The organism is Lactobacillus selangorensis, from assembly GCF_001437205.1.
GTDB lineage: Bacteria > Bacillota > Bacilli > Lactobacillales > Lactobacillaceae > Paralactobacillus > Paralactobacillus selangorensis.
Map to the genome: position 1 here is coordinate 1 of NZ_JQAZ01000010.1, position 25,715 is coordinate 25,715.

General features: G+C 48.1%; 25 protein-coding genes, 1 tRNA gene, 1 pseudogene and 1 riboswitch. Of the genes and pseudogenes, 19 read left to right on the forward strand and 8 right to left on the reverse strand.

What is annotated here, in order from left to right:
• Positions 1-54 precede the first annotated feature (54 nt).
• Positions 55-139 (reverse strand) — tRNA-Leu (locus IV40_RS09875).
• A gap of 134 nt (positions 140-273) precedes the next feature.
• On the opposite strand from IV40_RS09875, the gene IV40_RS09880 reads away from it, so the two are divergent.
• Both IV40_RS09880 and IV40_RS09885 read left to right on the forward strand, forming a co-directional pair.
• The gene (locus tag IV40_RS09880) at positions 274-765 is read left to right on the forward strand and encodes a GNAT family N-acetyltransferase (RefSeq protein WP_057771143.1); all 492 of its coding nucleotides are present in this window, start codon (positions 274-276) and stop codon (positions 763-765) included.
• A complete protein-coding gene (locus tag IV40_RS09885) occupies positions 740-1,330 on the forward strand; it encodes an ECF transporter S component (RefSeq protein ID WP_057771145.1) in 591 nt (196 codons plus the stop codon). Before IV40_RS09880 ends, IV40_RS09885 begins: the two co-directional genes overlap by 26 nt.
• Before the next feature lie 29 nt (positions 1,331-1,359).
• On the opposite strand, the gene IV40_RS09890 is transcribed toward IV40_RS09885, so the two are convergent.
• On the reverse strand, positions 1,360-2,007 hold the full coding sequence (locus tag IV40_RS09890; RefSeq protein WP_057771147.1) for a hypothetical protein: 648 nt from the start codon (positions 2,005-2,007) through the stop codon (positions 1,360-1,362).
• 248 nt (positions 2,008-2,255) lie between these two features.
• Between IV40_RS09890 and IV40_RS10940 the strand changes: the two genes are divergently transcribed.
• The 3 genes and pseudogenes from IV40_RS10940 to IV40_RS09900 form a co-directional block, all read left to right on the forward strand.
• On the forward strand, positions 2,256-2,350 hold a 95-nt coding region (locus IV40_RS10940), incomplete at its 3' end, for a cold-shock protein (RefSeq protein ID WP_236698721.1).
• A gap of 1 nt (position 2,351) precedes the next feature.
• Positions 2,352-2,446, forward strand: a pseudogene (locus tag IV40_RS10945) (cold-shock protein); the annotation flags it as partial.
• Positions 2,447-2,565: 119 nt separating this feature from the next.
• Complete coding sequence (locus IV40_RS09900) at positions 2,566-2,820, forward strand: hypothetical protein (protein WP_057771148.1); 255 nt, start codon at positions 2,566-2,568, stop codon at positions 2,818-2,820.
• 48 nt (positions 2,821-2,868) lie between these two features.
• On the opposite strand, the gene IV40_RS09905 is transcribed toward IV40_RS09900, so the two are convergent.
• Genes IV40_RS09905 through IV40_RS09925 form a run of 5 tightly spaced genes read right to left on the reverse strand, consistent with a single transcriptional unit; the run spans position 2,869 to position 7,474 of the window.
• On the reverse strand, positions 2,869-4,407 hold the full coding sequence (locus tag IV40_RS09905) for a TIGR03766 family XrtG-associated glycosyltransferase (RefSeq protein WP_057771150.1): 1,539 nt from the start codon (positions 4,405-4,407) through the stop codon (positions 2,869-2,871).
• A gap of 4 nt (positions 4,408-4,411) precedes the next feature.
• Positions 4,412-4,789 (reverse strand): 6-carboxytetrahydropterin synthase, encoded by a 378-nt coding sequence (locus IV40_RS09910; RefSeq protein ID WP_057771152.1) that lies wholly within the window; start codon positions 4,787-4,789, stop codon positions 4,412-4,414.
• Positions 4,790-4,791: 2 nt separating this feature from the next.
• Positions 4,792-6,135: a TIGR03111 family XrtG-associated glycosyltransferase gene (locus tag IV40_RS09915; RefSeq protein ID WP_057771154.1), complete on the reverse strand. Its 1,344-nt coding sequence runs from the start codon at positions 6,133-6,135 to the stop codon at positions 4,792-4,794.
• Positions 6,136-6,140: 5 nt separating this feature from the next.
• Entirely contained in the window at positions 6,141-6,713 is a 573-nt protein-coding gene (gene xrtG, locus IV40_RS09920; RefSeq protein ID WP_057771156.1) for an exosortase family protein XrtG, read from the reverse strand.
• On the reverse strand, positions 6,710-7,474 hold the full coding sequence (locus tag IV40_RS09925; protein ID WP_057771158.1) for a Firmicu-CTERM sorting domain-containing protein: 765 nt from the start codon (positions 7,472-7,474) through the stop codon (positions 6,710-6,712). Before IV40_RS09925 ends, xrtG begins: the two co-directional genes overlap by 4 nt.
• Positions 7,475-7,884: 410 nt before the next feature.
• On the opposite strand from IV40_RS09925, the gene IV40_RS09930 reads away from it, so the two are divergent.
• Genes IV40_RS09930 through IV40_RS09950 form a run of 5 tightly spaced genes read left to right on the forward strand, consistent with a single transcriptional unit; the run spans position 7,885 to position 12,773 of the window.
• Positions 7,885-8,985 (forward strand): ABC transporter ATP-binding protein, encoded by a 1,101-nt coding sequence (locus tag IV40_RS09930; RefSeq protein ID WP_057771160.1) that lies wholly within the window; start codon positions 7,885-7,887, stop codon positions 8,983-8,985.
• The gene (locus IV40_RS09935; RefSeq protein WP_057771162.1) at positions 8,972-9,904 is read left to right on the forward strand and encodes a carbohydrate ABC transporter permease; all 933 of its coding nucleotides are present in this window, start codon (positions 8,972-8,974) and stop codon (positions 9,902-9,904) included. Before IV40_RS09930 ends, IV40_RS09935 begins: the two co-directional genes overlap by 14 nt.
• Positions 9,901-10,716 (forward strand): carbohydrate ABC transporter permease, encoded by an 816-nt coding sequence (locus IV40_RS09940; RefSeq protein ID WP_057771164.1) that lies wholly within the window; start codon positions 9,901-9,903, stop codon positions 10,714-10,716. Before IV40_RS09935 ends, IV40_RS09940 begins: the two co-directional genes overlap by 4 nt.
• Before the next feature lie 56 nt (positions 10,717-10,772).
• On the forward strand, positions 10,773-12,071 hold the full coding sequence (locus tag IV40_RS09945; protein WP_420843266.1) for an ABC transporter substrate-binding protein: 1,299 nt from the start codon (positions 10,773-10,775) through the stop codon (positions 12,069-12,071).
• A gap of 24 nt (positions 12,072-12,095) precedes the next feature.
• Positions 12,096-12,773 carry a glycerophosphodiester phosphodiesterase family protein gene (locus IV40_RS09950; protein WP_057771168.1) on the forward strand — a complete coding sequence of 226 codons (678 nt, stop codon included), beginning with the start codon at positions 12,096-12,098 and terminating at the stop codon, positions 12,771-12,773.
• 35 nt (positions 12,774-12,808) lie between these two features.
• Here the strand turns inward: IV40_RS09950 and IV40_RS09955 are convergent, their stop codons facing one another.
• The gene (locus IV40_RS09955) at positions 12,809-13,792 is read right to left on the reverse strand and encodes a Gfo/Idh/MocA family protein (protein ID WP_057771170.1); all 984 of its coding nucleotides are present in this window, start codon (positions 13,790-13,792) and stop codon (positions 12,809-12,811) included.
• 186 nt (positions 13,793-13,978) lie between these two features.
• Here IV40_RS09955 and IV40_RS09960 point away from each other — a divergent pair, with 186 nt between their 5' ends.
• The 9 genes from IV40_RS09960 (at position 13,979) to IV40_RS10000 (ending at position 25,690) form a co-directional block, all read left to right on the forward strand.
• Positions 13,979-14,461 (forward strand): hypothetical protein, encoded by a 483-nt coding sequence (locus IV40_RS09960; protein WP_156404281.1) that lies wholly within the window; start codon positions 13,979-13,981, stop codon positions 14,459-14,461.
• A gap of 13 nt (positions 14,462-14,474) precedes the next feature.
• A complete protein-coding gene (locus IV40_RS09965; protein ID WP_057771174.1) occupies positions 14,475-15,110 on the forward strand; it encodes a glycoside hydrolase family 73 protein in 636 nt (211 codons plus the stop codon).
• Positions 15,111-15,178: 68 nt separating this feature from the next.
• Positions 15,179-15,277: riboswitch (purine riboswitch) on the forward strand.
• 84 nt (positions 15,278-15,361) lie between these two features.
• A complete protein-coding gene (locus tag IV40_RS09970; RefSeq protein WP_057771176.1) occupies positions 15,362-15,958 on the forward strand; it encodes a xanthine phosphoribosyltransferase in 597 nt (198 codons plus the stop codon).
• A complete protein-coding gene (locus tag IV40_RS09975) occupies positions 15,948-17,294 on the forward strand; it encodes a nucleobase:cation symporter-2 family protein (protein WP_057771178.1) in 1,347 nt (448 codons plus the stop codon). Before IV40_RS09970 ends, IV40_RS09975 begins: the two co-directional genes overlap by 11 nt.
• Before the next feature lie 154 nt (positions 17,295-17,448).
• Positions 17,449-18,576 (forward strand): ATP-grasp domain-containing protein, encoded by a 1,128-nt coding sequence (locus tag IV40_RS09980; protein ID WP_057771180.1) that lies wholly within the window; start codon positions 17,449-17,451, stop codon positions 18,574-18,576.
• Between the two features lie 16 nt (positions 18,577-18,592).
• Positions 18,593-19,888: an adenylosuccinate lyase gene (gene purB, locus IV40_RS09985; RefSeq protein ID WP_057771182.1), complete on the forward strand. Its 1,296-nt coding sequence runs from the start codon at positions 18,593-18,595 to the stop codon at positions 19,886-19,888.
• A 191-nt stretch (positions 19,889-20,079) separates the two neighbouring features.
• A complete protein-coding gene (gene pcrA, locus IV40_RS09990; protein ID WP_057771183.1) occupies positions 20,080-22,347 on the forward strand; it encodes a DNA helicase PcrA in 2,268 nt (755 codons plus the stop codon).
• A 111-nt stretch (positions 22,348-22,458) separates the two neighbouring features.
• Complete coding sequence (gene ligA / locus IV40_RS09995) at positions 22,459-24,501, forward strand: NAD-dependent DNA ligase LigA (protein ID WP_057771185.1); 2,043 nt, start codon at positions 22,459-22,461, stop codon at positions 24,499-24,501.
• Between the two features lie 67 nt (positions 24,502-24,568).
• Positions 24,569-25,690, forward strand: coding sequence for a CamS family sex pheromone protein (locus IV40_RS10000; protein WP_057771195.1), 1,122 nt, complete (start codon positions 24,569-24,571; stop codon positions 25,688-25,690).
• Positions 25,691-25,715 lie beyond the last annotated feature (25 nt).

Genomic DNA, 25,715 nt, shown 5'->3' on the forward strand with positions numbered 1-25,715 from the left:
CCAACTCAGGGGGTTCACTTCAACTTGGAAAATTTCCAAGTCCTTTTTAATGAGTGCGGGCGAGAAGATTCGAACTTCCATGAGCAATAATGCTCACAAGATCCTTAATCTTGCGCGTCTACCATTCCGCCACGCCCGCATAACCTTTAACAACTATATTAGTATAGCGAAAATTTAAAAAACTGTCAATTAAAACTCGAAAAAATCGCATCTAAATTTGGATTCTGTTACAATATAATTCCAATCATTCGAGAAGAGAGGGGGAAATGTCAGATGACGATCCGAACTGCAACGCTCCGTGACATCGGCCCATTGAGCCAGTTGAAGCAACAACTTGTGACTCAAATGCATACCGAGCGTCCAGACATTTACCAGGAGCATTACGAAGCCGACTTTTTTGCTGAACAGGCGCGCATTGAAGATTCACAGCAGCTCGTGCTGGTGGCAGAAATAAATGGGCAGGTCGGCGGCTTTAGTCAGACGTTTACGACGCAGACGCCGCAGAACGATTTGTTTGTGCCGCAGGAATATGCCTACTTGGCGATGCTCTACGTGGCGCCTGCTTTCCGCCGCCATGGCGCTGCCTCTGAGATGGTCCGCCAGACCCAGCGATGGACGCACAAACAGCAGCTGGCGTATTTAGAATTGAGTGTGCTGCAGCAGAACGCAACGGCGCAGAAGTTGTACGCTAAGCTGCATTTTAAACCGGTGTATCAGTCATTACGATGGGAGGCGGCCAATGAAAACACGGAATCGGACTTATGAAATTAGTATTTTAGCCATTTTTACTGCTTTGATTATTTTGCAGAGCACCGTGCCGATGTTTGGCTACATCAACATCATTCCGGGTGTGCCGGCGATTACGACGGTTCACTTGACGGTCATTATTGGGGCGGTTATTTTAGGGCCACGTGATGGGTCCATCTTAGGGATCGTCTGGGGCTTAGTTGCTTTATTCAAAGCTTACACGTCGCCAGGCGATGCCTTATCGTTGTTGCTGTTTACAAATCCAATCATCGCTGTTGTGCCTCGTGTTCTTGTTGGCTATGTGGCCGGCGAGCTTTATCAGCACCTCAGCAAGCACATGAAACCAGCGCTGACAATGAGTTTGGCCGGCCTGATTGGGGCGTTGGTCAATTCGGTGCTCGTCGTCCTGTTTGCCTGGCTGTTTTACCGCAGCAAGGCGGCTGGGCTTCTGCACACCAACGTCAATAACTTCCTGTGGGTAATGACTGCCGCTGTCGGCGTCAACGCCATCAGCGAAGCCATTCTGGCAGCAATTGTGACTCCGTTAGTCGGTGTTCCGTTGTTGCGGTTTAAACGAAACTAAAAAGGAACGCTGCTGCGTTCCTTTTTTAGTTAATCGCTATTTTCAGCTAATTTTTTAAGCAGCTGTTTGGCATTGACTTGAACGGTATTGAGATTGACCCGCATAATGTCGGCTTGCTGGAAATCGGCACCGTAGTACTGATTGAGCCGGCTGACGGCCGCATCTCGATCGCTCTGTTTTTCGTCCGGATCGATATGCTTGGCAAAGAAGTTCTTTTCGCCTTTGGCCGTTTCCTTCATATAACTATCGAAATTATTGGCATCAAGCTGCGAGATTTTCAGACTCTGCACAAAGTTTTGAATGGCTTGATTCGGCATCCCATCGACCTTTTGATCGGCCGTTTTGCTGAGCCGGGCGCTGATTGTCTTGATTTCGGACTGTTTGGACTGGAATTCTTGATAATCTTTGAGCCGGGCGGCTTGATTCTTAGCGGTGGCACTTTCCTTAACATTCAGTAGATTCTGATTGGGATACTTCTTACGATCTTTTTCATACAGCTGCTGTGATTTCTGCAAGCTGGTTTCAATTTGATTGAGCAAGCGCCGCTGTGTTTTAATATCGGCCATGACTGTCTGGGTATCTTCCTTGACCTGTTTGGTCGTATCAATTGAACGGCCGCACGCTGTTAAAACGAGGAGCAGTGTCAGTGTCATGAGCCCCGTAAATAACTTTTTCATAAAATCTGCTCCTATCTGATTTGTATACGCTTATACTACCGTAAAATGACCGGCTTGCCAACGGACAGCTTCAGTTTTTTTACCGAATAGACGCTTGTTGCTTTTTGGTCGGTGTGCTATACTAATGATGTACTTTTTGAATGGCTATGGTGCGAAATGTTTCTCAAAGAACTTTCTTCCATATGTACCACACAAGAAATGCAAAAATATGACGTGTTGGTCAAACAACACAAGGAGGAAATTCTCTAATGGAACATGGAACAGTAAAATGGTTTAACGCAGAAAAAGGTTATGGCTTTATCACTCGCGAAGATGGCAGCGATGTATTCGTACATTTCTCAGCNACAAGACGCTTGAAGAAGGCCAAAACGTAACTTTCGATGTTGAAGAAAGCGACCGTGGCCCACAAGCCGTTAACGTTGTTAAAGAAGAAAACTAATTAAAGTTTAATTTTTCAAGGACTGGCCGTTCAGCGACTGGTTCTTTTTTTAGTTTTCTGAGGCAGACCGTGTGCAGTATCAAGGATGCGCACACGATGACAGAGGGGAGTCTTTGTAAATGGCAGGCTATAGCAGTCATAAGTTAACAGATATTACCGTCAATGAAAAAAACAGTGCGTTTGAGGTGGGCGACATGGTCCACGTTGTGAAGGAACACGCTTTACCGAATTTCGATGGCAAGATTGAAAAGAAGTATACTAACAGCGCACTCGTTGCTTTCAAACCCGGTGCAAAAATTTCCCAGCAGATGTTCGAAGATTTCAACGGACATTATGTGGTCAATTACGACAAACTAAAAGTGATCGCTGAATAGGCATCGCCTAAAAGGCGCCGCACAATTTTGTGCGGCGCTTTTTTCATGCTAATCTTTTAAATCGACCCAAGTAAAGAGTCCCTTAAAACGCCGCCATGAATCGGAAGCCGATAAGCCGGCAAATAATAAAAACAGCGGTAAAAACTGAATCAAGTAACGGCTGCGCCCGCCTTCAAACAGCAGCAGGTACATAAAACCGCCTAAAATACCCAGCCGTAAAATGCGATAAATCGAATCTGGTGCTCGCCAGTTAAAGAGGATAATCATTAACAAAACGACCCAGACTAATTGAGCAATATACCGAAAATCACCTAAATTCGGACCGTACAAATAAACAAAATTGCGGTACAGACGAGCCAGACCATGACCAAATGGCTTCGTTGTTTTCTTGATGAAATGGCCTTCCTTAATCCAGGCAAAGGTTCCGTCAGCCGTATCGTTGCGCTGTTTGCGATAGAGAAAGGCGGCATAGCCAATCGGGCCCATATGCCGGAGGCGCTGGATGAGCATCCGTTTCGAATAGGCCACTCGTGCTTGCTTGTTCGGCAATTCGGCCATTTTCAAAGCATCTTTGGCATTATAACCACCTTGGCCGGAAGCCCCCATACTCGCAAAATGAATCGCTGGAATTTCACGGCTCTGGTTGACCCATAAATATTTTTCATGGGTCACTTGGTGATTGAGTACCATGAAACTGGCGCTGGTCATGGCCGCCAGCCCTAGAAAAATCAGACTGCCGCCCAGCAGCTGGTGGCGCTGCGGCTTGGTTTGGAGGGCTTCCCAGAAAGTGACGATGAGGATGGCTACTACTGGCACAATCGCAGAAGGCTTTAAAATGTAAGCCCCTGCGGTAAAGAGGCCGAAACCGAGACCAGCTAGAATACGCAACCACACAGGGGAGACTGGGTTGCGAACGACTAGATAACAAAGCAAATAGGCGGACACAAGCGGCAGCACCCACATATCGGTGTAAGGGACGACAATCATTGGAAAGACCAACAGCCAGGCCGCCTGAATGTAAATCAGATGCACGACATGCCGTTTGTCGAGCACATAAATACTCAGGAGATTTAAAAACGCCGATGCATCGACTAAAAATAGGGTCACAAAGTCGAAGAACTGCCATGAGGTCGTTCCAAATAAGACTGCGAGCCCATGTTCAAGGAGCAGCATCGGCATGTTGTTGAAGTTGAAACTGAAATAGGACTGGATGATACGACCGTGATTGGTCAGTGCCTGATGAATCGCATCGACATCGAACCCGATTGCTGGATGGATTTCGGCGACAAAAAGAACCTGAAACGCAATCACAAAGAGCATTAGAAGTGGGGCAGTCACTTGACGATGGGTCGTAAACAGACTGGTAAACCAATCATGGAAGTGCGGGAAGGCGAAGAGTCCGACGAGCAGACCGACCATCAGAATAATGAAATAAGAAGTGACGAGGGTCGTTCCTGAACCAGTCTTGGCATTGTCCCCAACAATCAGATTCGGACTTGTCAGCGCAAAATAAACGGTCAGCCCGAATAACACAGCAAATAAAAACCGAATCAGCCGTTTGCTGGGTGTTAATAAATATTTCTGCATGGAATCACCTCATCATCGTGATGCAATAGTAACGGAGCGGCGAGATGCCGACTTCAATCCGCAGCAATTGCACCTTTTTTGCGGCCAAATCGACGTCGAGCTCATCCGCCAGGTATTCGGTCACATTTTCAAGGGTCGGCTCTAATTTTCGAAACGGCTCCAGATGATTCAGCTTATGGCCGGAAAGCGTGTTCAACGTGTTGCTAATCAAACGATTAGCCTGATCAGCATCGGCTTTTTCCGGATCATTCAGATGGACCTCGCAGACAACTTCCCAAGTGTGGTTGTGGGTCTTTTTGTCCCGTTTAACGGTAGTGGTGGCAAGCGAATGGCTGGCATTAAAAAAGGCCCGAATCTTGTAAGTGCGGTATTTTGTCGCCATCGCTACTCTCCCCTTTTCTCCTTTAATTTACGCCAGTCGCCCTTAATGACTTGCCGAAATTGATGCGATTCATCAGACGCTTTCGTCGTGTTCCATTCGGATGCTTTAGTGGCGGCATTGATAATCCCAATCAGCCGAATCCATGAACAAATAAAATTGTAAAGCGGCAGTGTGAAGATAACCCACCAACGACTCAGGAAAAAACGTTCCTCATCCAAAAAGGAACGCAAGGTGAGCATCACACTGATAAAATTGACTGCCGTTATAAAGACATACAGCCAGTAAATGACTAGATAAGATGTTGCCAGCGTCTCGCCCGAATAGCCAAAGAATAATAGGACAAAGCTCGCAAACAGCCAGATCATTTTCGGAAACATGAAGGTGTGGTCAAGCATCAGACGCCGCACCAGAAAATTACGGAAAAAATTCCGCAGCTGGGCGTGTGCGCCGGCGAAGTGGTGCATGACTTCAAGTTCGCCCCGCTGCCAGCGCTGACGCTGGGTGTATAGTTCGGCCCAGCCCGAAATCGGTTCGACGTAGAAAATCGCAGTTGCACAAAAATCCAGGCCGTGCTTAAACTGGTTGCGGATTTGAAACGTCAGTTCAGTGTCTTCGCCGACTGTAGCAACATCATACAGCTGTGTCTGCAGCAGAGCCGACCGCCGAAATGCAGAGAAGGCACCGGAGAGTGTAAACAAATGGTTCTGATCATTTTCAATCTGCCGGCCGGCTAAAAACGCTTGTGCATATTCAACATACTCGTTATCCCTTAATAAACGTTTAAACGGATTACGAGTGTCCTCAATATCGCGTTTCTGCGGTAGAATTGTGCCGGTCATGGCGGCTACTTTCGGTTTGCGTTCGAACTCAAGAATTGTATTGACAAGGGCGTGTTTCTCCAAGATACCGTCGCTGTCGATATTGATCACGTAGGTGCCAAGTGCCGCAAAGATAGCCGCATTGAGTGCCTTAGCTTTCCCTTGTTCAGTTTGAAAATACTGCATGTTCAAGTCATCAAAGTAGTGGGCGGCTTTTTGTGCCACGGCATAACTATCGTCACTGCTTTGATTGTCGGCCAGCAGAATCTGAATCTGACTGGTCGGATAAGTCGATTCGGCTACGGATTCAATACAGCGATAAAGCGTATCGGCCGAATTGTAAATTGGAATGATGATTGTAATAAACGGAAAATTTTCCGGAACAAGCGGTGGTATCCGGTGGCGGCTTTTGATTATCAAACGAACCGCCGAATAGAGTGCCGGCAAAATTTCGATTAGTAATGGAATAATTGCCCAAGTGAGCCAGAAACCCATTTGAAAAAAGGTCATTGTCAAAATAGCATGCATACGCATCAAGCTTTCTGTGTGGAACGTGTGATTTGCGAATAGGTGAAGGTGCGGTAATACAGTACAATCACGAGTGCGTAAAAGAGAATTCGTCCAATGATTGAATGGGCCAGATAGAATTGACTGCCGCCGGCAAAGTGGACGATCAGAATCACAGTGATGAGCCGAATCACGTTGCTGAGATAAATCCACAGAATGCCACGCGGCGCAATCAGGACCCGCTGCTGGCGATTATAAACAGGAAAGAAACAAACCAGTGCCACAAACGCACACGTTTCGATGATTCCGGAACATTCATAATCGATCGACATCGTGACCGGAGCGCCGTTATTGACGATATAGACTAGTCCATATTTGACATACAGCCGGCACATATGGGTCAGGGCGCCATAGATGGAAACACTATTGATGACGGCATGGGTAAAAAACCAGACCCAATAACGGTTGCTGAGTGCAATCAGGATAAAGAAAAGTCCCACACTACCAATGATAAAGTAGTATGCGGACAAATTCGAACGTTTTAAAATCGAAATCAGGTACAACCATGCAATGATTCCAATTAGTAGAAGTGGATTCATGCATTATGGGCCTGCTTTCTGTGTTTTTCATAATAGGTAAAACCGACGAGTGCAAAGGACAGACCGACGCCGGCGCTGATGACTGGACCAGTGCTGGCCCCAGTCGCATATAAGGTCTGGGTCCCGATGTTGGAATTTTTAACGGTGATTGATACTTGCTGGCTGGCTGTTGACGGCAGGCCTAAATCGCCATATGGAATCGACAGCTCAATCAAGCTGGTGTACAGCCCATTGCTGCCCACCGCTTTACGAGTTTCGTAAGCGGCAGCGTTAGGTAATTTGTAATCCTGCTGGTCGGTTTCATCCCAAGCGTCCATTGTAATGGTATGGGTCGAACCAATATTGCCGCCAGATGAATATAAATTTGTCATCGACAAATCGTAAACCTTGCCATCGACGGTGATTTTGTAGCCCCAGCCTTGCGCACCGCTGCTGGAGCCATTGACGGCCGTATCGATATAGAAATAGACGTTTTTATTGTCGGCCAGCAGCGATGCATTGGCGTAATCGTTGGTATCGCCATCTTCGTGGAGTTCGGTCATCGGTTCATTATCCCAGTCGCTGGTATCGCCATCGATGGTCAGTCCTAAGCTGTTAGAACTGCTTGAACTTGATGAGCTGGATGCCGTACTGGCAGCAGTAGTACTGGCAGAAGCGGAACTAGCCGCATTTGTAGCTGGGTCCGCCAAAACAGAATTTTGTGTGGCCTGAAACGCGAAAAACGACGCAATAGTTGTTACTAAAACATTAAGTTTACGCATGTACAAGCCTCCTATCTGACACAGTGAAAAAAGCATGCTAAAATTTTAACGGAAGTGTTTATAAAAAAATTTATGGGTACCTCCGTAGGTCATTGTAACACGATCAAACTGGCCTGAAAGGCAACTTAATAATATCTTATTAAATTGTACAAATGGTACGAACCAAAGAAACGACACTGTTTCAGGCACTGGCGCTTAAAATAAAAAAATGGTCTTGTTCGAAATTTTTTAAAAGGAGCATGCCTTAGGTCATCGACGACTCTAGGCATGCTCCTTTTGGTGTCGGCAAAATTAGCGTCTACTGCTGTTTTCTTAACGACCCGTTTACAGAAAAATTACGCAATCCATACAGACACCAAGCGATGTTTTTACAAACAACCGGTAATCTTAAGGGTGAGGAGATGAGGAAAATGAGTATTCGGTTAACGAATGTATCCAAAGGTTTCGAGCACACGCAAGTTTTATCCGATATTTCAGTGACGATTGCACCAGGCGAATTCTTTGTGATGGTCGGGCCGTCGGGTTCTGGCAAGAGCACTTTGCTGCGCATTATCGCCGGCTTGACCAGTGTCACAGCTGGTCAGATTTATTTTGATGAGCGGGAGGTAACGGCTTTGCCGCCGAAGGAGCGCAACCTGTCGATGGTCTTTCAAAACTACGCCTTATTGCCCTTTATGAACGTTGCTCAAAACGTTCGGTTCGGACTGGACAATCAGCAGCTTTCAGCAAATGAAAAAAACAAACGGGTGGACTGGGCCTTAGATTTGGTCCATTTAAGCGGCCTGCGGGATCGGAAACCGAAAGCATTATCCGGCGGCCAGCAGCAGCGGGTCAGTCTGGCCCGAGCCTTGGCCGCCAAAACGCCATTGGTTTTAATGGACGAACCACTATCCAATTTGGATGCGCAGCTGCGAGCCGAGATGCGGGCTGAAATTATCCGGCTGCATCGGGAAATCGGCATGACGCTGATCTATGTGACACATGATCAGGTTGAAGCGATGACGATGGGCGACCGGATTCTCGTTTTAGATGCAGAACAGATTCAGCAATTGGGAACGCCATTGGAACTGTATAATCATCCCGCCAATGAATTTGTCGCCAAATTTATCGGGACGCCAGAGATGAATATCGTGCCGATTACGGTAAATGAGCACAATCAGTTCAGTCTTGGCACTGAATTTGCGGCGCAGCAGGCGGTGCCGGTCCCATTTGCGCTGCCGGCAGGGCACTATCATCTCGGCATCCGGCCAGAACAACTAGTCCCGTTAGCAGCGGCCGGGACGGCGGCACTGCCGGCGACGGTCGCAGATGTACAGCAATTGGGCAATGACACACTGATTTTCAGCGATTGTAACGGCCAGCAATTGGTCAGCCGGATACCGCAGCAATTCGAGGTCGCTGTTGGCAGCCGCCTGCAGCTGGCAGTGCCACCCCAAAAGGGTGCTTGGCATTTATTCGATGCTCAGACTGGTGCAGCAATCAAGGAGGGTGTCGCTGATGGAGGCCGATAAAACCTTAAAACGCACTGTGGCAGCATCGCAGCAGACAGTGCGGGCACATTTAAGAATAGTCCGTCAGCCGGCCGTCTGGTTTTTATTGCCGTCGGTGCTGATTCTGTGTGTATTTGTCTTTTATCCGATGGGTAAAACCATCTATAACAGTTTTTTTGCCGCTAATGTGCGGGGCGAAGCGGTTAAATTTGTCGGCTGGGCGAATTACCGGACACTATTCAAGGACCCGCTCTTTCTGAAAAGCTTGAGCGAAACATTCGTTTTTGTGCTGGTCTTTGCGGTGCTGACCCTACTCATCGGAATTGTTTTAGCCCGGCTGGCGACGCTTAAATTGCGGCGGATGAAAGTCTTCCGCACTGCATTTGCCGGTACTATGGGGACAAGTGCAGCGGCCGCTGCCATTTTGTGGCTGTTTCTGTTTAATCCATCGGTTGGAATGGTTCATTTGATGCTCAAGGCAATCGGGCTGCCAAATGTGAACTTGTTAGTGACGCCGCTTGGGGCGCAGATTGTGGTTATTCTGACCAGTGTCTGGATGGCACTTGGCTTTGCCTTTTTAATCTTGCTGAGTGCTTTTCAAAATGTGGCGCCTGAATATTACGAAGTGGCCGCTATTGCCGGCTGGTCGGATTGGCAGCAGACACTTAAAATCACGGTACCGATGATTTCGCCGACCTTATTTTTCCTGTTTGTGATCGAAGTCATCGATGGTTTTAAAATGTTTGCGCAAATTGATCTGATTACGGGCGGCGGTCCGGACAATGCCACCAATTTTCTAGCCTATAAAATTTATCTCGATGCATTTGTATTTCATCATGTCGGCATCGCCAGCGCCGAATCAGTCATTCTGACGGTTCTGATTATTTTCGTGACGTGGATTCAATTCCACTACACAGAACGGAAGGTGTATTACGCATGAACAGGTTAAAAAATGGGCTGCAGTATTTACTGCTGACAGGTGTCGCTGTACTCCTGCTATTTCCGCTTCTGCTGGGCTTTTGGGCCTCGTTACTGCCAACTAAAGAAATTGCCGCCGGCCGTTTTTTAGCGACAAATCTCTCGTGGCATAACTATGAACAGGCATTGCTGACGACGCCGCTAATTCGGTATCTGGCTAATTCCCTAGTGACAGCGGGGCTGATTACATTCGGCCAGCTGCTATTGTGCACCTTGGCGGCTGATGCCTTCGTCTTCAGTGATTTGCACTATAAAAAACAACTATTCGCCGTCTTTTTAGTGACGATGATGCTGCCGTTCGAAGCGCAGATTATCCCGAATTTTCAAACAATCAAGGCATTTGGTTGGCTAGACCATTATGCTGGCCTGACCGTGCCGTTTTTCACCTCAGCCTTTGGCGTTTTTATGCTGCGGCAGGCGTTTCTGCAGCTGCCGGCCGATTTAGTCCGTTTCGGCCAATATCTTGGTCTCAGCCAGCTGCAGTTTCTCTGGAAAATCGTCGTCCCCTATAGCCGCAGCATGCTGGTCACGTTCGGACTATATACCTTCTTGACCCAGTGGAATCAATATCTCTGGCCGCTGATTACGACTTTTTCAGACGATTACCGTCCAGTTCAGGTCGGATTGAAACAGCTGCAGTCAGAGGACACGTTCGCCAACTGGGGGATGTTGATGGCCACTGCGATGATTGTGCTGGTGCCGACGCTGGTGCTGCTTATTTGCGGGCAGAAATTCTTTAAACACAATTTGAATGCAGGAGGGACCAAGGGATGAAACACACGATATGGAAATGGATGATGGGGTTGGCCGCTGTTAGCGCCGTCGCTGCCATGTTCATTTTTGCGCTGCGGCCGCAGCCAGTCCAGCATCATTCGAGTCGGACCACAATTACCTTCTGGCATTCGATGAATGGGCCTAACGAAAAAGTGCTGCTTGCATTGATTCGCCGTTTCAACCGCAGCCAGACGAAATATACGGTCAAACCGATTTACGCCGGCAGTTATGAGCTGTCGGTCATGAAATATGCGAATACGGTCGGCAGCAATGTCGCGCCAGATGTGATTCAGAGCGATCAGGCCAATCAAGCGCTGATGCTGGATTTGAAGGCGACCGTACCGGTCCAAAAGTTTGTCGATCGGGACCACTACGACTTAAGCCAGTTATATCCAGGCGTTACGGCGGCTTACCGTATCAAGGGTAGTTTAGCCTCGATGCCGTTTAATTCTTCCAGTTCGGTTTTGTATTACAATCAGGATCTTTTCAAAAAATATGCGGTGCCGAATCTGCCGCTGGCACCGACATACAGCGATGTGACTAAGGCAGCAGTGGCACTGACAAAGCGGAGCCATGGGGCTGTTAAGGGGATGACCCTGCAGATTTACGGCTGGTTGCCGGAAGAATTGGCGGCGAATCAAAATGCCGTCATCGTCAATCATGGCAATGGCCGTCGCAGCCTAGCCACAGCGGCGACGTTGGATTCACCAGCGATGCAAGCAAGCATGCTGTGGCTGCAGAATGTCATCAAGCAGGGGGCGTTTCAAAATCTGGGCACGGGCTCGGCCGCCGCAAATAACCAGAATGCAGCCTTTCTAGCGCAAAAGGTCGGGCTGTTTATGCAGAGCTCGGCTCTCTTGAGTCAAATGCAGAAAAGCGCTAAATTTAAATACGGTGTGGTATTTACACCGCATCCAGACGGAACTCAGGCAAATGGCGTTGCGATCGGTGGTGCCAGCTTGTGGATTACTAAAAATAAACCAGCGGCTGTCCAAGAGGGTGCTTGGCAATTGCTGAAGTTCCTAATGACACCGCAAGCACAGGCCGCCTGGCAATTAGGGACCGGCTATTTTACAGTCAATCAACGTGCCAGCCATGAAAAAACTTTAGCCGCTGCAATTCGTAAGCAGCCAGCCTTGGCAGTGCCGATTGCACAGCTTAAACAAGGGCATCTGAATGCTGCAACTGCCGGCGCTTACTTCGGAAATATTCAGGAGGAACGCCGTAATATCGAAATTGCGATGCAGCAGATTTACGGCGGGGCCGACGTTCAAACAGCACTGCGGACAGCCGAAACGAATACGAATGCTGCTATTCAAAAGACCAATCAAGTGAACAGAAATCAGCAGCAATAAGGAATAAGGGAGCATCGAGCAGCAATGACAACAGCCATTTTTGGACATAGAGGGTATCCGGCCCGTTTTCCGGAAAATAGTTTGGAAGGATTTGAATATGCATGCCAGCATGGTATCGACGGCATCGAGACCGATGTGCAGATGAGTGCGGATGGACGTTTAGTGATTATGCATGATGAAGCGGTTGACCGCACCACGAACGGCACCGGCCGCATCGTCGACATGACATATGAACAGCTGCGGCAATTGCGGCTGGCCAATGACGAGCCGCTTCCGTCATTGGCAGAGGCGTTAACGATTTTCAGTCAGTATGATGTACTAGTCAACCTCGAATTTAAAACTGGCTTAGTTCGTTATCCCGGTATTGAGGCACTGACGCAAAAATACGTCGTTCAATTTCATTTGGAGAAGCAGGTTATCTATTCCTCATTCAATCCGGAGAGTCTCAAAACGATTCGGCTGCTGGCACCGCAGATGAAAACGGCGTGGCTGATTAGCCGGATTCCGGCCGAAATGACACCGCCCGCACCTTTGGAAGCCGTTCATGTGGAACATTATGAACCGCAGTTGAATGAACCGCAGCGCATTTGGACGGTCGATGATCCGCTGCAGATGCGGCAGTTGTTTGCGGCACCGCATGTAGCGGGCATCATCACCGATCGATTCGAAGAGGCCCAAGCAATGCGCAAATTAGTCAAATAAGACAAGCCAGTTCAATTTGGACTGGCTTGTCTTATTTAATCTAAATCATTGGCATTTTCGAAGGGATACAGATAATGCCACTCCCGCCGTGCCGCCGTCATCAGATTCATGACATCTTGTGTCAGCTGCAAAGTATCGTTGGGCTGGTTGCCCCGCACAACTTCCTGAAAATCGCGAATCTCATAGTTGAGCGCCTTCGTGGCATCGCCGGCTTCAATTGTTTCGCTTTGACCATCGGAATGAGTCAGAACAGCAGTATCAGCACGTGGGTAGTCCATGACGGTAAAGTAGCCGTTTTCGAAGGTCACGACGCCTTGCTTCGGCATTTTCGCATGGAGATTGAGCGCAACGGTGACTTGTTCGCCAGGTTCGTCGGTAATCAAAAAGGCTGATTGCGAGTCGACGCCTGATTTGGAACGTTTCATCTGAGTCGCCAGTAATTGCGCACTCATAAAGTAACGGGCAAATGATAGGGCATAGACGCCGATATCAAGTAGCGCACCACCCGCCAAATCGGGATTCCAGAAGCGATTTTTCGGGTCGAGCTCTTTATAACTGCCGAAGGAAACATTGATTGTCTTCAACGGGCCTAAAGCACGTTTTTCCTGCTGGCGTTTGATTTCGGCAAACAACGGCATGTGATAGATTGTCATTGCTTCGGCCAAAACGAGGTGCTTTTCATGAGCTAAAGTAATGGCTGTGTTCAGCTGCTTGCTTTCCATCGTGATGGCTTTTTCACAGAGAACATGTTTGCCGGCTTTCAAGCTCGCTAGAATCCATTCGATGTGATAGTTATGCGGTGTGGCGATGTAAACAATATCAATTGCCGGGTCGGCAAGCATTTCGGCGTAACTGCCGTATGCATGCGGAATGTGATGTTTTTGCGTAAATAATTCGGCTTTATCAAGATGCCGGGATGCGGCGCCATATAGAACGCCGTCGGGCTGGTCAAAATACGTTGCAAAATTATTCGCTTGGGCACCGAGACCGATGATGCCCCACTTCAAAGTTTTTGTCATGCAGAACGCTCCTTTACGGAATGAATACTTTCTATTATAGACTAAATTATGGCTTGATTCGAAAGCGCTTCATAAAATCTCTTTATTTTGCGTAAAATTCTGGGAAAATGTTACTCATTTACGGACGAGTTGTGTAAAATGAAGGTAATTATAATGACATTTTTAACGGAAAAGGGAGTTTTTAAAATGAATCATGCTATTTTTGCACAAATCGTGCGGGCTGTCATTCGGCAGCGCTATCATAATTTAGAAAACTTTTGCCAGACCCATCCTGAATGGACGATGGACGAATTGCTGCAGAAGGTGCCGGTTGATTGGCATGCGACACCAGCTCAACAGCAAAGTGTGCGGCGGTTATTCACCGACTACGAATGGATGCTGGTGCATAAAGTAATCCAGCGGGCCAAAACATTGCCCGAAGAGGAAATGCGGGGTGCGGCCATTTATCAGCAGGCCAAAGCCTTGATTGCCCAAACATGGCTGACAGCACCATATTGCAAGGCCCAATTTCAGCAGGATACGGCGCAAATTTATCTGCGCTTATCCTGTTCGTATGCGGAATGGGGACTTGATGATCAGCTTGATTTCGTTGTGCCGGCTCAAATCAAACGGGCCATCGAAACGCATCAGCTTGACTTGCTCACCTGGGCAAAACAGCTGAACGATTAAAAGAGGGACATTTGTGGCAAAAAAACGGGGTCGCAAGCAACAGCAGCAGGCCAATCTGATCGTTATCTTTCTGGGCATTCTTCTGGCCGCCACGTTTGTGGTCATCATCGGGGCTCGGTTCTTAGGCAATGCCGTCGATTTTGATGTGAATCAGCAATCCCGGCAGGAAAGCGAGTCGGTCCAAGCCCAGCGGCAGCAGTTTATCCGCAATTTAGCGCCGTATGCACAAGAATTACAGAAAACGTACCACATCCTGCCGAGTATCACGCTGGCACAGGCGGCGCTCGAAAGCAATTGGGGGCAGAGTTCGCTGGCGAGCCGGTATCACAATTTATTTGGCGTCAAAAGTGAGGACCCAGCCAATTCGCAGGTGCTGACGACTCGGGAATATGTGAATGGCGAATGGCAAGAAGTTCATGCCCGTTTTCGGGTCTATGCAAACGATGATGCCTCGCTGCTGGCGCATGCACAGCTGCTTGCGAACGGGACCGATTGGAATCCGCAGCAGTATTCGGATGTCCTGCAGGCAACAAATTATCGTACGGCGGCACAAGCACTATCCGATGATGGGTATGCTACTGATCCGAGCTATGCGGAGAAGCTGATCAATGTGATTGAAACGTATCATTTGAGCCAATATGATCAATGAAAGAACGTATGAAAAGCCTAGAAAGGCAATTGTGTTTCGCCGGCTTTTGTGTTAGACTTGTTGTAACTTAAATTCATACAGAGGCTGCCTATATAATGTCATAATAAGGTTGACAAGTTTCTACCCAGAGCCGTAAATTCTGGACTATAAGCACGATCAAGTGGCGTATTGGCTCCTTTTTTATTCGAAAAAAGGGGCCTTTTTGTTCAATTTTGGAAATTTGCAGTCAAAACAGAAAAGGAGCGTTACGTTTGAAACTACTAGAAGATCGTATCAAAAAAGATGGGCAAGTACTTGGGGAAGACGTCTTGAAGGTGGACAACTTCTTAAATCATCAAGTCGATCCTGATTTAATGTTTGCTTTGGGGCAAGAGTTTTATGAGCGTTTCAAGGATTTACCGATCACTAAGATCTTAACGGTCGAATCTTCCGGTATCGCACCTGCTGTGATGACTGGGTATCAGTTCCATGTGCCGGTCGTGTTTGCCCGCAAACATAAGAGCATTACGCTGAAAGAAGATTTGTACACGTCCACCGTTTATTCCTATACGAAGAAAGTCAATAATCACATTTCGATTTCGAAGAAGTTCTTGAATGAAAATGATAATGTGCTGATTATCGATGATTTCTTGGCCAATGGGCAGGCGGTCGAAGGGTTAATCGATATTATCCAACAAGCCAATGCGACCTTATCGGGGGTCGGCATTGTTATCGAAAAGACCTTCCAGAAAGGGCGCCGTTTGCTGGACGAACGTGGCATTCGGACCGAATCGCTGGCGCGCATCAAGGCATTCGACAACGGCCAAGTGGTCTTTACTGAAGACAAAGGCGGTCGTCATGCAGACTGAGCCGCAGGAAGTATCGACACCGAAAGCGGCCGTTTTAGGGCTCCAGCACTTGCTGGCAATGTATTCCGGTTCGGTGCTGGTCCCGCTGATGATTGGCGGGGCCTTGCATTTTTCGACCTTGCAGATGACGTATCTGGTGTCGATCGATATTTTTATGTGCGGCGTAGCGACCTTGCTGCAGGTTTATGGCAACCGTTACTTTGGAATCGGCCTGCCCGTCATTTTGGGCTGTGCCATTCAAGCCGTCGAGCCGCTTAAAATGATTGGAAAAAACTTTTCGATTGGAACGATGTATGGGGCCATTATCGCTGCTGGCATCTTTATCTATTTGATTGCCGGCTGGTTTTCAAAAATCAAAGCGCTGTTTCCCCCATTAGTGACCGGGACGCTGATTACCGTCATTGGATTGACGCTGATGCCGGTTGCCTTCCAGGATTTAGGCGGCGGCACGCCGACTGCTGCTAGTTTCGGCAGTCTGACTAATTTGGGCGTCGGTTTTCTGACCGTGCTGATTATTTTGGCCATCAATGTGTGGGGCCGGGGTTTCTTCCAGTCGATTGCGATTTTGATTGGGCTGCTGGTCGGCACTTTAGTGGCGTCCATGTTCGGAATGGTTGACTTGAAACCAGTTGCTGAGGCGAGCTGGTTCCATTTTCCGCAGCCGTTTTACTTTGGCACACCGAAATTTGAGTGGTCGTCGATTGTGACGATGATTCTGATTTCGCTCGTTTCAATGGTTGAATCGACCGGCGTTTACTTTGCTTTAGGCGATATTACCGATCGTAAAATTTCCAGCACCGATTTGAAGAAGGGCTATCGTGCCGAAGGATTGGCCGTTATCTTAGGCGGTATTTTCAACACCTTCCCATATACCGCTTTTTCGCAAAACGTTGGTTTAGTCCAGTTATCCGGCATCAAAACAAAAAAGCCGATTTACTTTTCAGCGGCGTTCTTAATGCTGCTGGGATTACTGCCTAAAATCGGGGCGATGGCGACAATCATCCCAACGCCTGTTTTAGGCGGAGCGATGCTGGTTCTGTTCGGCATGGTGGCTGTCCAAGGCATTCGGATGCTGCAAGAAGTCGATTTCACCAGCGACAAGAATCTGCTGGTGGTCGCGATTTCGATCGGCATGGGATTGGGAGTCACGTTCTATCCCAAGATTTTCCAATTTCTGCCAGCCACAATGCGGCTGTTATTTGATAATGGGATCGTGATGGCCAGTATTTCGGCCGTTGGCTTGAATTTGATTTTTAACCGGCCGCACCATGAAGCCGGCCAGCGGATGCAGGAAGATGTCGGTTTAAATGAACGCGATTCGGATGAAGATCAATAATGATTTAAAAGAGGGGATCTGAACGAAAGTTATTTTCTTTCTTTATGGCCTTTAGCAGGATGCGTTCGCAAGAAACGGCAGCGAGTGCGCAGAATTGTCGTTAAAATATGATAATATAGGGGTATTGAATGAGTTTAGAAAGCAGGAAAAGCGTGTGGCAACTTTTATTTATCCAGGACAAACAATTGGCATCATTGGTGCCGGCATGCGTGCGTATTGGCTGGCGCTGACGGCACGAGCGATGGGATTTCATATTGCCGTTTTGGCGGCTCGTCCGACGGATCCAGCCCTGCAGGTGGCGGATTATCAGTTCATCGGAAGCCTAGCTAGTGCGCAGGACTTGGCCAAATTAGGCGAAGTCAGTAATTGCACCATTTTAATGGATGAAAATGCCGATGACGAGCTGCTGCAAAAATATGCACAGCATCATTATTTTCCGCAGAAAGCGGCAATTTTGTCGATCACTCAGGACCGCTATTTGGAAAAAGTTTTCCTGAATGACCACAACATTAATATTGCCCCCTATACGACTGTTTTGAATGTGCAGGACGTCTATGATGCGGTCGATTCGATTGGTTATCCATGCATCATCAAGCCGATTCAAAAAGGATTGGGCAAAGAACGCCAGCATGTCATCTACTGTGCCGATGATATTCCTGGTAGTGCGCCGTACTTGCAGCATGGCAGTTATATCATGGAATCGTGGATTCCCTGCGAGAAAGAATTGGCAGTCGTGGTGGCCAAAGACCAGGATGGTTCTCTGACGACGTATCCCGTCATCGAAAGTCACTACCAGGATCAGGAATTAGCGGCATCCGTTATCAAAGCCCGGATTGCACCTGAGGTGGGTGATGAAGTCAGACGGATTGCACGTCAAATCGGCAATGCCATCGATTATTGCGGCGTTTTCAGTGTCGAATTCTTCCTCACGAGTGCCGATACAATTTATGTTAAAAGCGTCATTCCTGGGCCGCTGGATGCCGGCGATGTTTTCTCAGAAACAATGGACTTTTCCCAGTATGAAATGCACCTGCGCAGTCTTTGCTGCTGGCCGCTGCCGAAACCGCATTTATTGAAGGAAGGCATTATGGCCCGCATTCAGCAGCAGCAGATCAGTGCGTCGTTCACCCAGATTCAGATCAAGCCGGACTGGCATTTCCATTATTATCCGCTGGACGGACCAATCAGTGATGAAACGGCGATCGGACATGTCACGATTGTCGGACAGGATCTACGTAAATTAGCCAATCAGGTCAATGCAACCGACCTCTGGAATGTTTAAAACAAAGGAGAAATTTATGTTAGCACGTTATACACGCCCAGAAATGGGACAAATTTGGACCGATCAGAATAAGTATCAGGATTGGCTCGAAGTTGAAATTCTCACCGTTGAAGCATGGTCAAAATTGGGAGAGATTCCAGCGGCTGATGCCAAGAAAATTCATGACAATGCCAAATTCGATGCCAAAGAAATTGCCCGCTTGGAAAAAATCACCCATCATGATGTGGTGGCGTTTACACGTGATGTCTCCGAATCATTGGGGGCTGAAAAAAAGTGGGTCCATTATGGCCTGACCTCGACCGATGTTGTCGATACAGCACAAGGTTATTTGCTGAAACAAGCCAATGATATTTTACGCACAGATATTCAGAAGTTTCTCGATATTCTGGCTACCCAAGCGAAGAAGTATAAAGATACCGTTATGATTGGCCGGACGCATGGTGTCCATGCCGAACCGATTACATTTGGCTTGAAACTGGCGACTTGGTATTCTGAAATGAAACGGAACCAAGAACGGTTTGAACATGCAGCTCGTGGGGTCGAAGCTGGCAAGATTAGCGGCGCCGTCGGAACGTTTGCCAATATTCCGCCGGAAGTCGAGGCTTATGTCACGAGTCACCTTGGCTTGCGGGCACAGGAGATTTCAACACAGGTGCTGCCCCGTGACCTCCATGCCGAATACATTCAGACGATTGCTTTGATTGCCACTTCGATTGAACGGTTTGCCACCGAAATCCGCAGTTTGCAGCGGACCGAAATTCATGAAGTTGAAGAACACTTTGCTGCTGGCCAGAAAGGTTCTTCGGCCATGCCGCACAAGCGCAATCCGATTGGTTCCGAAAATGTAACGGGATTAGCCCGTGTCCTGCGGGGCCATACGATTACTGCACTTGAAGATGTGCCGTTGTGGTCGGAACGGGATATTTCCCATTCTTCCGCTGAACGGATTATTTTACCTGATTCAACCGAATTATTGGATTATATTCTCCACCGGTTCGGCAATATCGTCAAAAACCTGACCGTCTTCCCAGAGCGGATGATTCAGAATATGAATGAAACCCATGGCCTGATTTATAGCCAGCGGGTGCTGCTGAAGCTGATTGATAAAGGTCTGAGCCGTGAAGCAGCCTACGACCTGGTCCAGCCAGAAACGGCACGTGCTTGGGATGAGCATCGTGATTTCCGTGATTTGCTCGAACATAACGATAAAGTCATGGCATACCTGACGGAAGCCGACCTTGACGATGCTTTTGATTATCATTGGCATCTGAAGCATGTCGACGATATTTTCAAACGAGTCGGATTAGAATAAAAGCGTGCTTAGCGGCGCTTAGTCAAAACACATTTCAGAAAACATTTTTTGCAAACATATGTTCATGCGTGCCTTTTTTCGGGCACGCTTTTTTGATATAATAAAAGCAACAAATTACAGGAACGAAGGCTGGTTCGTTTGCGCCAGCCTTTTCAATATTCACAGTTGCGTAAGCAAGAAAGGATAGTTGCATGGCTGGAGAAGCATTATTAAACGGGTTAAACGATAAACAGCAAGAAGCCGTTTTAACGACGGCAGGGCCATTACTGATTATGGCGGGCGCCGGCAGCGGCAAGACACGAACGCTGACACGGCGGATCGCTTATTTGATTGAGAACAAAGGGGTACTGCCGTGGCACATTTTGGCGATCACTTTTACGAATAAAGCGGCCAAAGAAATGCGGGAACGAGTCAATCAGCTGCTTCAAGACGGCGGCGACGATGTCTGGGTTTCGACTTTCCATGCGTTATGTGTCCGGATTTTACGCCGTGATATCGATAAGATGGGCATGAACCGGGCCTTTACCATCGCTGATACATCGGAACAATTGACCTTGATGAAGCACATTGTCAAAGACTTCAACATTGATCCGAAGCAATACGACCCGAAGGCTATTTTGGGGGCCATCAGCAATGCCAAAAACGACGTTAAGACGCCGGAAATGCTGGCCGAAGACGCCGATGCCAACAATCCGTTTCAGAAAACGGTAGTTAAATGTTACACCGAATATCAGCGCCGGCTGCTGCTCAACCAGTCGCTCGACTTCGATGATTTAATTATGAAGACGATTCAATTATTCCGGCAGGATAAAGACGTGCTCGATTATTATCAGACTAAATTCCAGTATGTCCATGTCGATGAATATCAGGATACTAACGAAGCCCAGTACGAATTAGTCCGGATGCTGAGTGCTAAATACCGCAATCTCTGTGTCGTTGGGGATGCCGATCAGAGTATTTACGGCTGGCGTGGGGCCAATATGGAAAATATCCTTAACTTTGAGAAGGATTATCCCGATGCCAAGACGGTAATGCTCGAACAGAATTATCGTTCGACGAAGATGATCCTTGATGCAGCCAATGATGTCATCAAAAACAACACCAATCGTAAACCGAAGCGTTTGTGGACGGATAATAACGACGGGCCGAAAATCACCTATTATCGGGCGCAGAATGAACATGATGAAGCTTTATACGTCGTGTCCAAAATTCAGGAAGCCCGTCAGGAACATCACCTCGATTATGGCGATTTTGCCGTTCTTTACCGGACAAACGCCCAGTCACGTGTCATCGAAGAAAGTTTCCTGAAGTCGAATGTCCCTTACAAAATGGTCGGCGGCCACAAATTCTACGATCGGAAGGAAATTCGGGACGTTTTATCCTATCTGCGTTTAGTCGTTAATCCGGCCGATTCGCTCAGTTTTGAACGGGTCGTCAATTCGCCGAAACGGGGAATCGGGCCTGGGTCGCTGCAGAAGCTGACCGATTTTGCCGATGAACACGATTGGACCTTATTGGAAGCTGCTCAAAATGCAGAATTGTCGCCGATCAGCGGCCGGGCGCGCAATACATTGGTGCAGTTCGGGAAGATGATTCAGCAGCTGCAGCAGGAAAAAGACAGTGCGGATATCACCGTCACTTCATTGATGGAAGCCATTTTGGAACAGTCCGGTTATAAGAAAGCTCTCGAAGCCGAAAATAACCTCGAATCGCAAAACCGGCTTGATAACATCAACGAATTATTATCGGTAACTCAGCAGTTCGATGCCAGTTATGAACCGGAAGATGAAAACAGCGATTTATTCGTCGATTTCTTGGCTGATTTGGCATTAGTGTCGGCTCAAGACGATGTCGATGAAGATGCGCAGGAAGTGACCTTGATGACGTTACACGCCGCTAAGGGACTGGAATTTCCAGTTGTCTTCCTGGTCGGCATGGAAGAAGGCATCTTCCCATTGTCACGGGCCGCTGCAGATGAAGATGAGCTCGAAGAAGAACGGCGGCTGGCCTATGTGGGAATCACACGTGCCAAGCAGAAACTGTATCTGACCAATTCGTATTCACGGATGCTGTATGGACGGCACCAGTCGAATCCGGCCTCACGGTTTATCGGCGAAATCGATGAAAAACTGCTCGACCAGGAAACACCGGTGGCCGGCAGCATGACGAACAAGGAAGAATCGCCGTTTTTGAAACGGGCTCGGGAACGTTATGAACGTGCCACAGCACCGACGTACAGTGAACGGAAGACGGCGACTGTCACTCGTAATGAGGGCACCGGCGCCGATAAGATTACTTGGCAGCCCGGCGATAAGGTCAAACACAAGAAGTGGGGCATTGGAACGGTTGTCAAAGTCAATGGGAATGGCGTTGACGCCGAACTCGATATTGCCTTTCCGAAGATGGGCGTCAAACGGTTGTTAGCGACCTTTGCGCCGATTGAAAAAGTGACCGAATAAAAGCAAATTTATAGGGGGAGTGGGACACACTTTTGTCACGCTCTCCCTTTTTCTTTTGCGGCTGGCTGTTCTATAATAGAAGAAAAGTATGTGCAAAGGAGGCACCGAACCATGGCGCTTGCAAAACCGGTCGCTCAAATGACCGAAGCGGAAGCCAGTCAGGCAGCCGCACAATTACGTGACCAGCTGAATCAATGGCGGGAACAGTATTATACAGCGGATACCCCGACAGTTGAGGACCATGTTTATGATGAAAACTATCGGGACCTGCAGAATCTTGAAGCAGCTTTTCCGGCAATTGTCACGCCGGATTCTCCCACTCAGAATGTCGGTGGTGAAATCCTGCCGGAGTTTACCAAAGTCCGACATGCGATTCCAATGTTATCGATGGGCGATGTCTTCTCGTTTGAAGAATTAAATGAATTTAATCAGCGGCTCGAAAAGAGTACAGACCAGAAATTAGCCTATAACGTCGAACTGAAAATCGACGGTCTAGCCATCGATTTGATTTACGAAAACGGCCAGCTCGTTCAAGGCTCGACTCGTGGCAACGGAACAATCGGTGAAGATATCACCAAAAATCTCCGCACAATCGAATCGATTCCGGAAACATTAAGTCAGCCGTTATCGATTGAAGTCCGGGGCGAGTGTTACATGCCGAAGGAAGCTTTTGCCAAGCTGAACGAAGCGCGAGAAGCCAATGGGGAAGCCACCTTTGCCAATCCTCGCAACGCCGCAGCCGGCAGTTTGCGACAGCTCGATGCCAATGTCACTAAACGGCGGCATTTGAGCACCTTTATGTATACGATTGTCACATTTGATGGGCTGCAAGTCAGCACTCAGAACGAAGCCCTCAAAACACTCAAAGAATTAGGCTTTAACGTCAATCCTGAATATCAGTTGTGTACCGAAATGACGCAGATTGATACTTACATTCAAAAGCATCAGGCCATTCGAGATGATTTGGCGTACGGGATTGACGGGGTCGTGCTTAAGGTCAATGATTTGGTACTGCAAGCCCAATTAGGCAACACCGTCAAAGTGCCTCGTTGGGAAATTGCCTATAAGTTTCCGCCAGAAGAAGCGCAGACGGTGATTCATTCGATTGAATGGACGGTGGGACGAACCGGCGTTGTGACGCCGACTGCGGTCATGGATCCAGTCCAACTGGCTGGGACTACTGTGGCCAGAGCGACGTTACATAACGCCGATATGATTCAGGAAAAAGACATTCGGCCTGGCGATACGGTGCTGATTCACAAGGCCGGCGATATTATTCCGGAAGTTTCAACCGTTGTCATGGATAAACGACCGCAAGCTTCACAGCCGTATCAAATTCCGACGACGTGTCCATCGTGCGGCGCCGAACTGGTTCATCTCGATGATGAAGTGGCGTTACGTTGTATCAATCCGGCTTGTCCAGCGCAGGTTCGTGAACAAATGGTTCATTTTGCATCTCGGAATGCAATGGAGATTACCGGACTCGGACCGAGTGTGGTTAATCAGCTTTACGATCATCACTTGGTCAAGGATGTCGCCGATTTGTATCAGCTGACTGCGGATGATTTGAGCCAATTAGACGGGTTCAAAGAAAAATCGATTAACAATTTATTAAATGCGATTGATAACAGTCGGCAAAACTCGCTGGAACGGTTATTATTTGGGTTAGGGATTCGCCATGTCGGCTCCAAAGCGGCTCGTTTGCTGGCCGAACACTTCGGCACGATGGAAAAGCTGGCCCAAGCGAGTCAGGATGAAATTGAATCTGTGTCGACTTTGGGAGCCACAATCGCCGATAGCTTGACGGTTTATTTTCAAGATGAGCAAGTGCATGTCCTGCTGAATGCCCTTCAGGAGGCTGGCGTCAACATGACTTATCTGGGCACAGTCGCCGCAACGGCTGAACAGCCGGATAATTTCTTCAAGGGCAAAACGGTTGTTCTGACCGGGACACTGCAAGGCTACAAACGCAACGACCTGAAAGAACGGCTTGAAAATCTGGGGGCAAATGTGACCGGCTCCGTGTCCAAGAAGACGGATGTCGTTGTGGCCGGAACTGATCCGGGCAGCAAGTACACGAAAGCCCAACAGTTAGGTGTTCAAATCATCGATGAAAATCAGCTTGATACCTATTTAAATGAAGCAGCAGACTAATCTATCGTTTTTGAAATGAGGAAGAATAGTGCGAAGTAAGCGTTTATATGTCTTTTTAGGCACCGTGATGGCCAGCATTTTGCTGCTGGCAGGGTGCGGCAATCTGAAAAATTCGAATATTTCCAGCAGCGGAACGAAATCGACGACGACCAAATCGGGCTACCAGACAACGGGCCAGTCGAATTCGAGTATGTATGAAGGCCTGATTGAAAATGGCAAGTACAAGACGAGTGCAGCTCGAGGCTTGACCGTTTCGCAGGATTCGAATACGTACAATGTTAAAAGCTTTGAAAGCGGCTTGCTGACATTGTCGAAGAAAGAATTTTCGACTCAGGATTATATTTTCCAAGAAGGTCAGAAAATTACCAAGACGATGGGCGAAGCTTGGTTAGGCCGGCAGTCGTCCAGCGATCCGAACGGCTTGAATCCGAAGAGCAACGGCAAGACCGGCGAGACAACTCGGAATCCAATCTACATCCAACAAATTGAAGAACAGGATTTCGTCCAGCAGAACGGCAGTAAGTATAATTTAGGCGGCATCAGCGTCGGAATCGGCCTCAATAAGACCGATTACTACACTAAAAAAGCGTATGGTTCGACCTATCAAACGGACATTCCGACGGACACGATGGTCGCTAAAGGCAAGGAAGCTGCCAATAAAGTCGTTAAACGATTACGGGCCAAGAAGAGCGTCGGCAATGATGTGCCAATCCTGATCGGCCTGTATCAGCTGGCTCCGCAGGACAGTCTAGTCGGCGGGACGTACATTTATTATGGAGTGGCCGCTAAGGGGTCTGACAAGATTACCAGCTGGCATAAGCTCAACGAAGCTAATTACTCATTACCTGCCGTCGAAGATGAAAAGACCGGCAGCAGCGGCGATGCGACCGCCTTCTCCAATTTCAAGACCAATATCCAGAGCTTTTTCCCGAACCTGAGCGGCGTCACCGCCCAGACTCATTATGAAGATGGCAAACTCAAGGGCATGAACATCACCATCAACACGCAGTTCTATGGCGAAACGGAAATCATGAGCTTTACTCAGTACGTCGCAACAGCGGCTAATAAGTACTTGCCAAGCGGTGTCGATATTGAAATCAATATCAAGACCGTTCAAGGCGAACAAGCCTTCTTAGCCCGTACCGCTACCCAGAAGAAATTCTACTCGCACGTATTCGGCTCGTATTAGAGTGCGAGAAGGCACGGGTTGATTG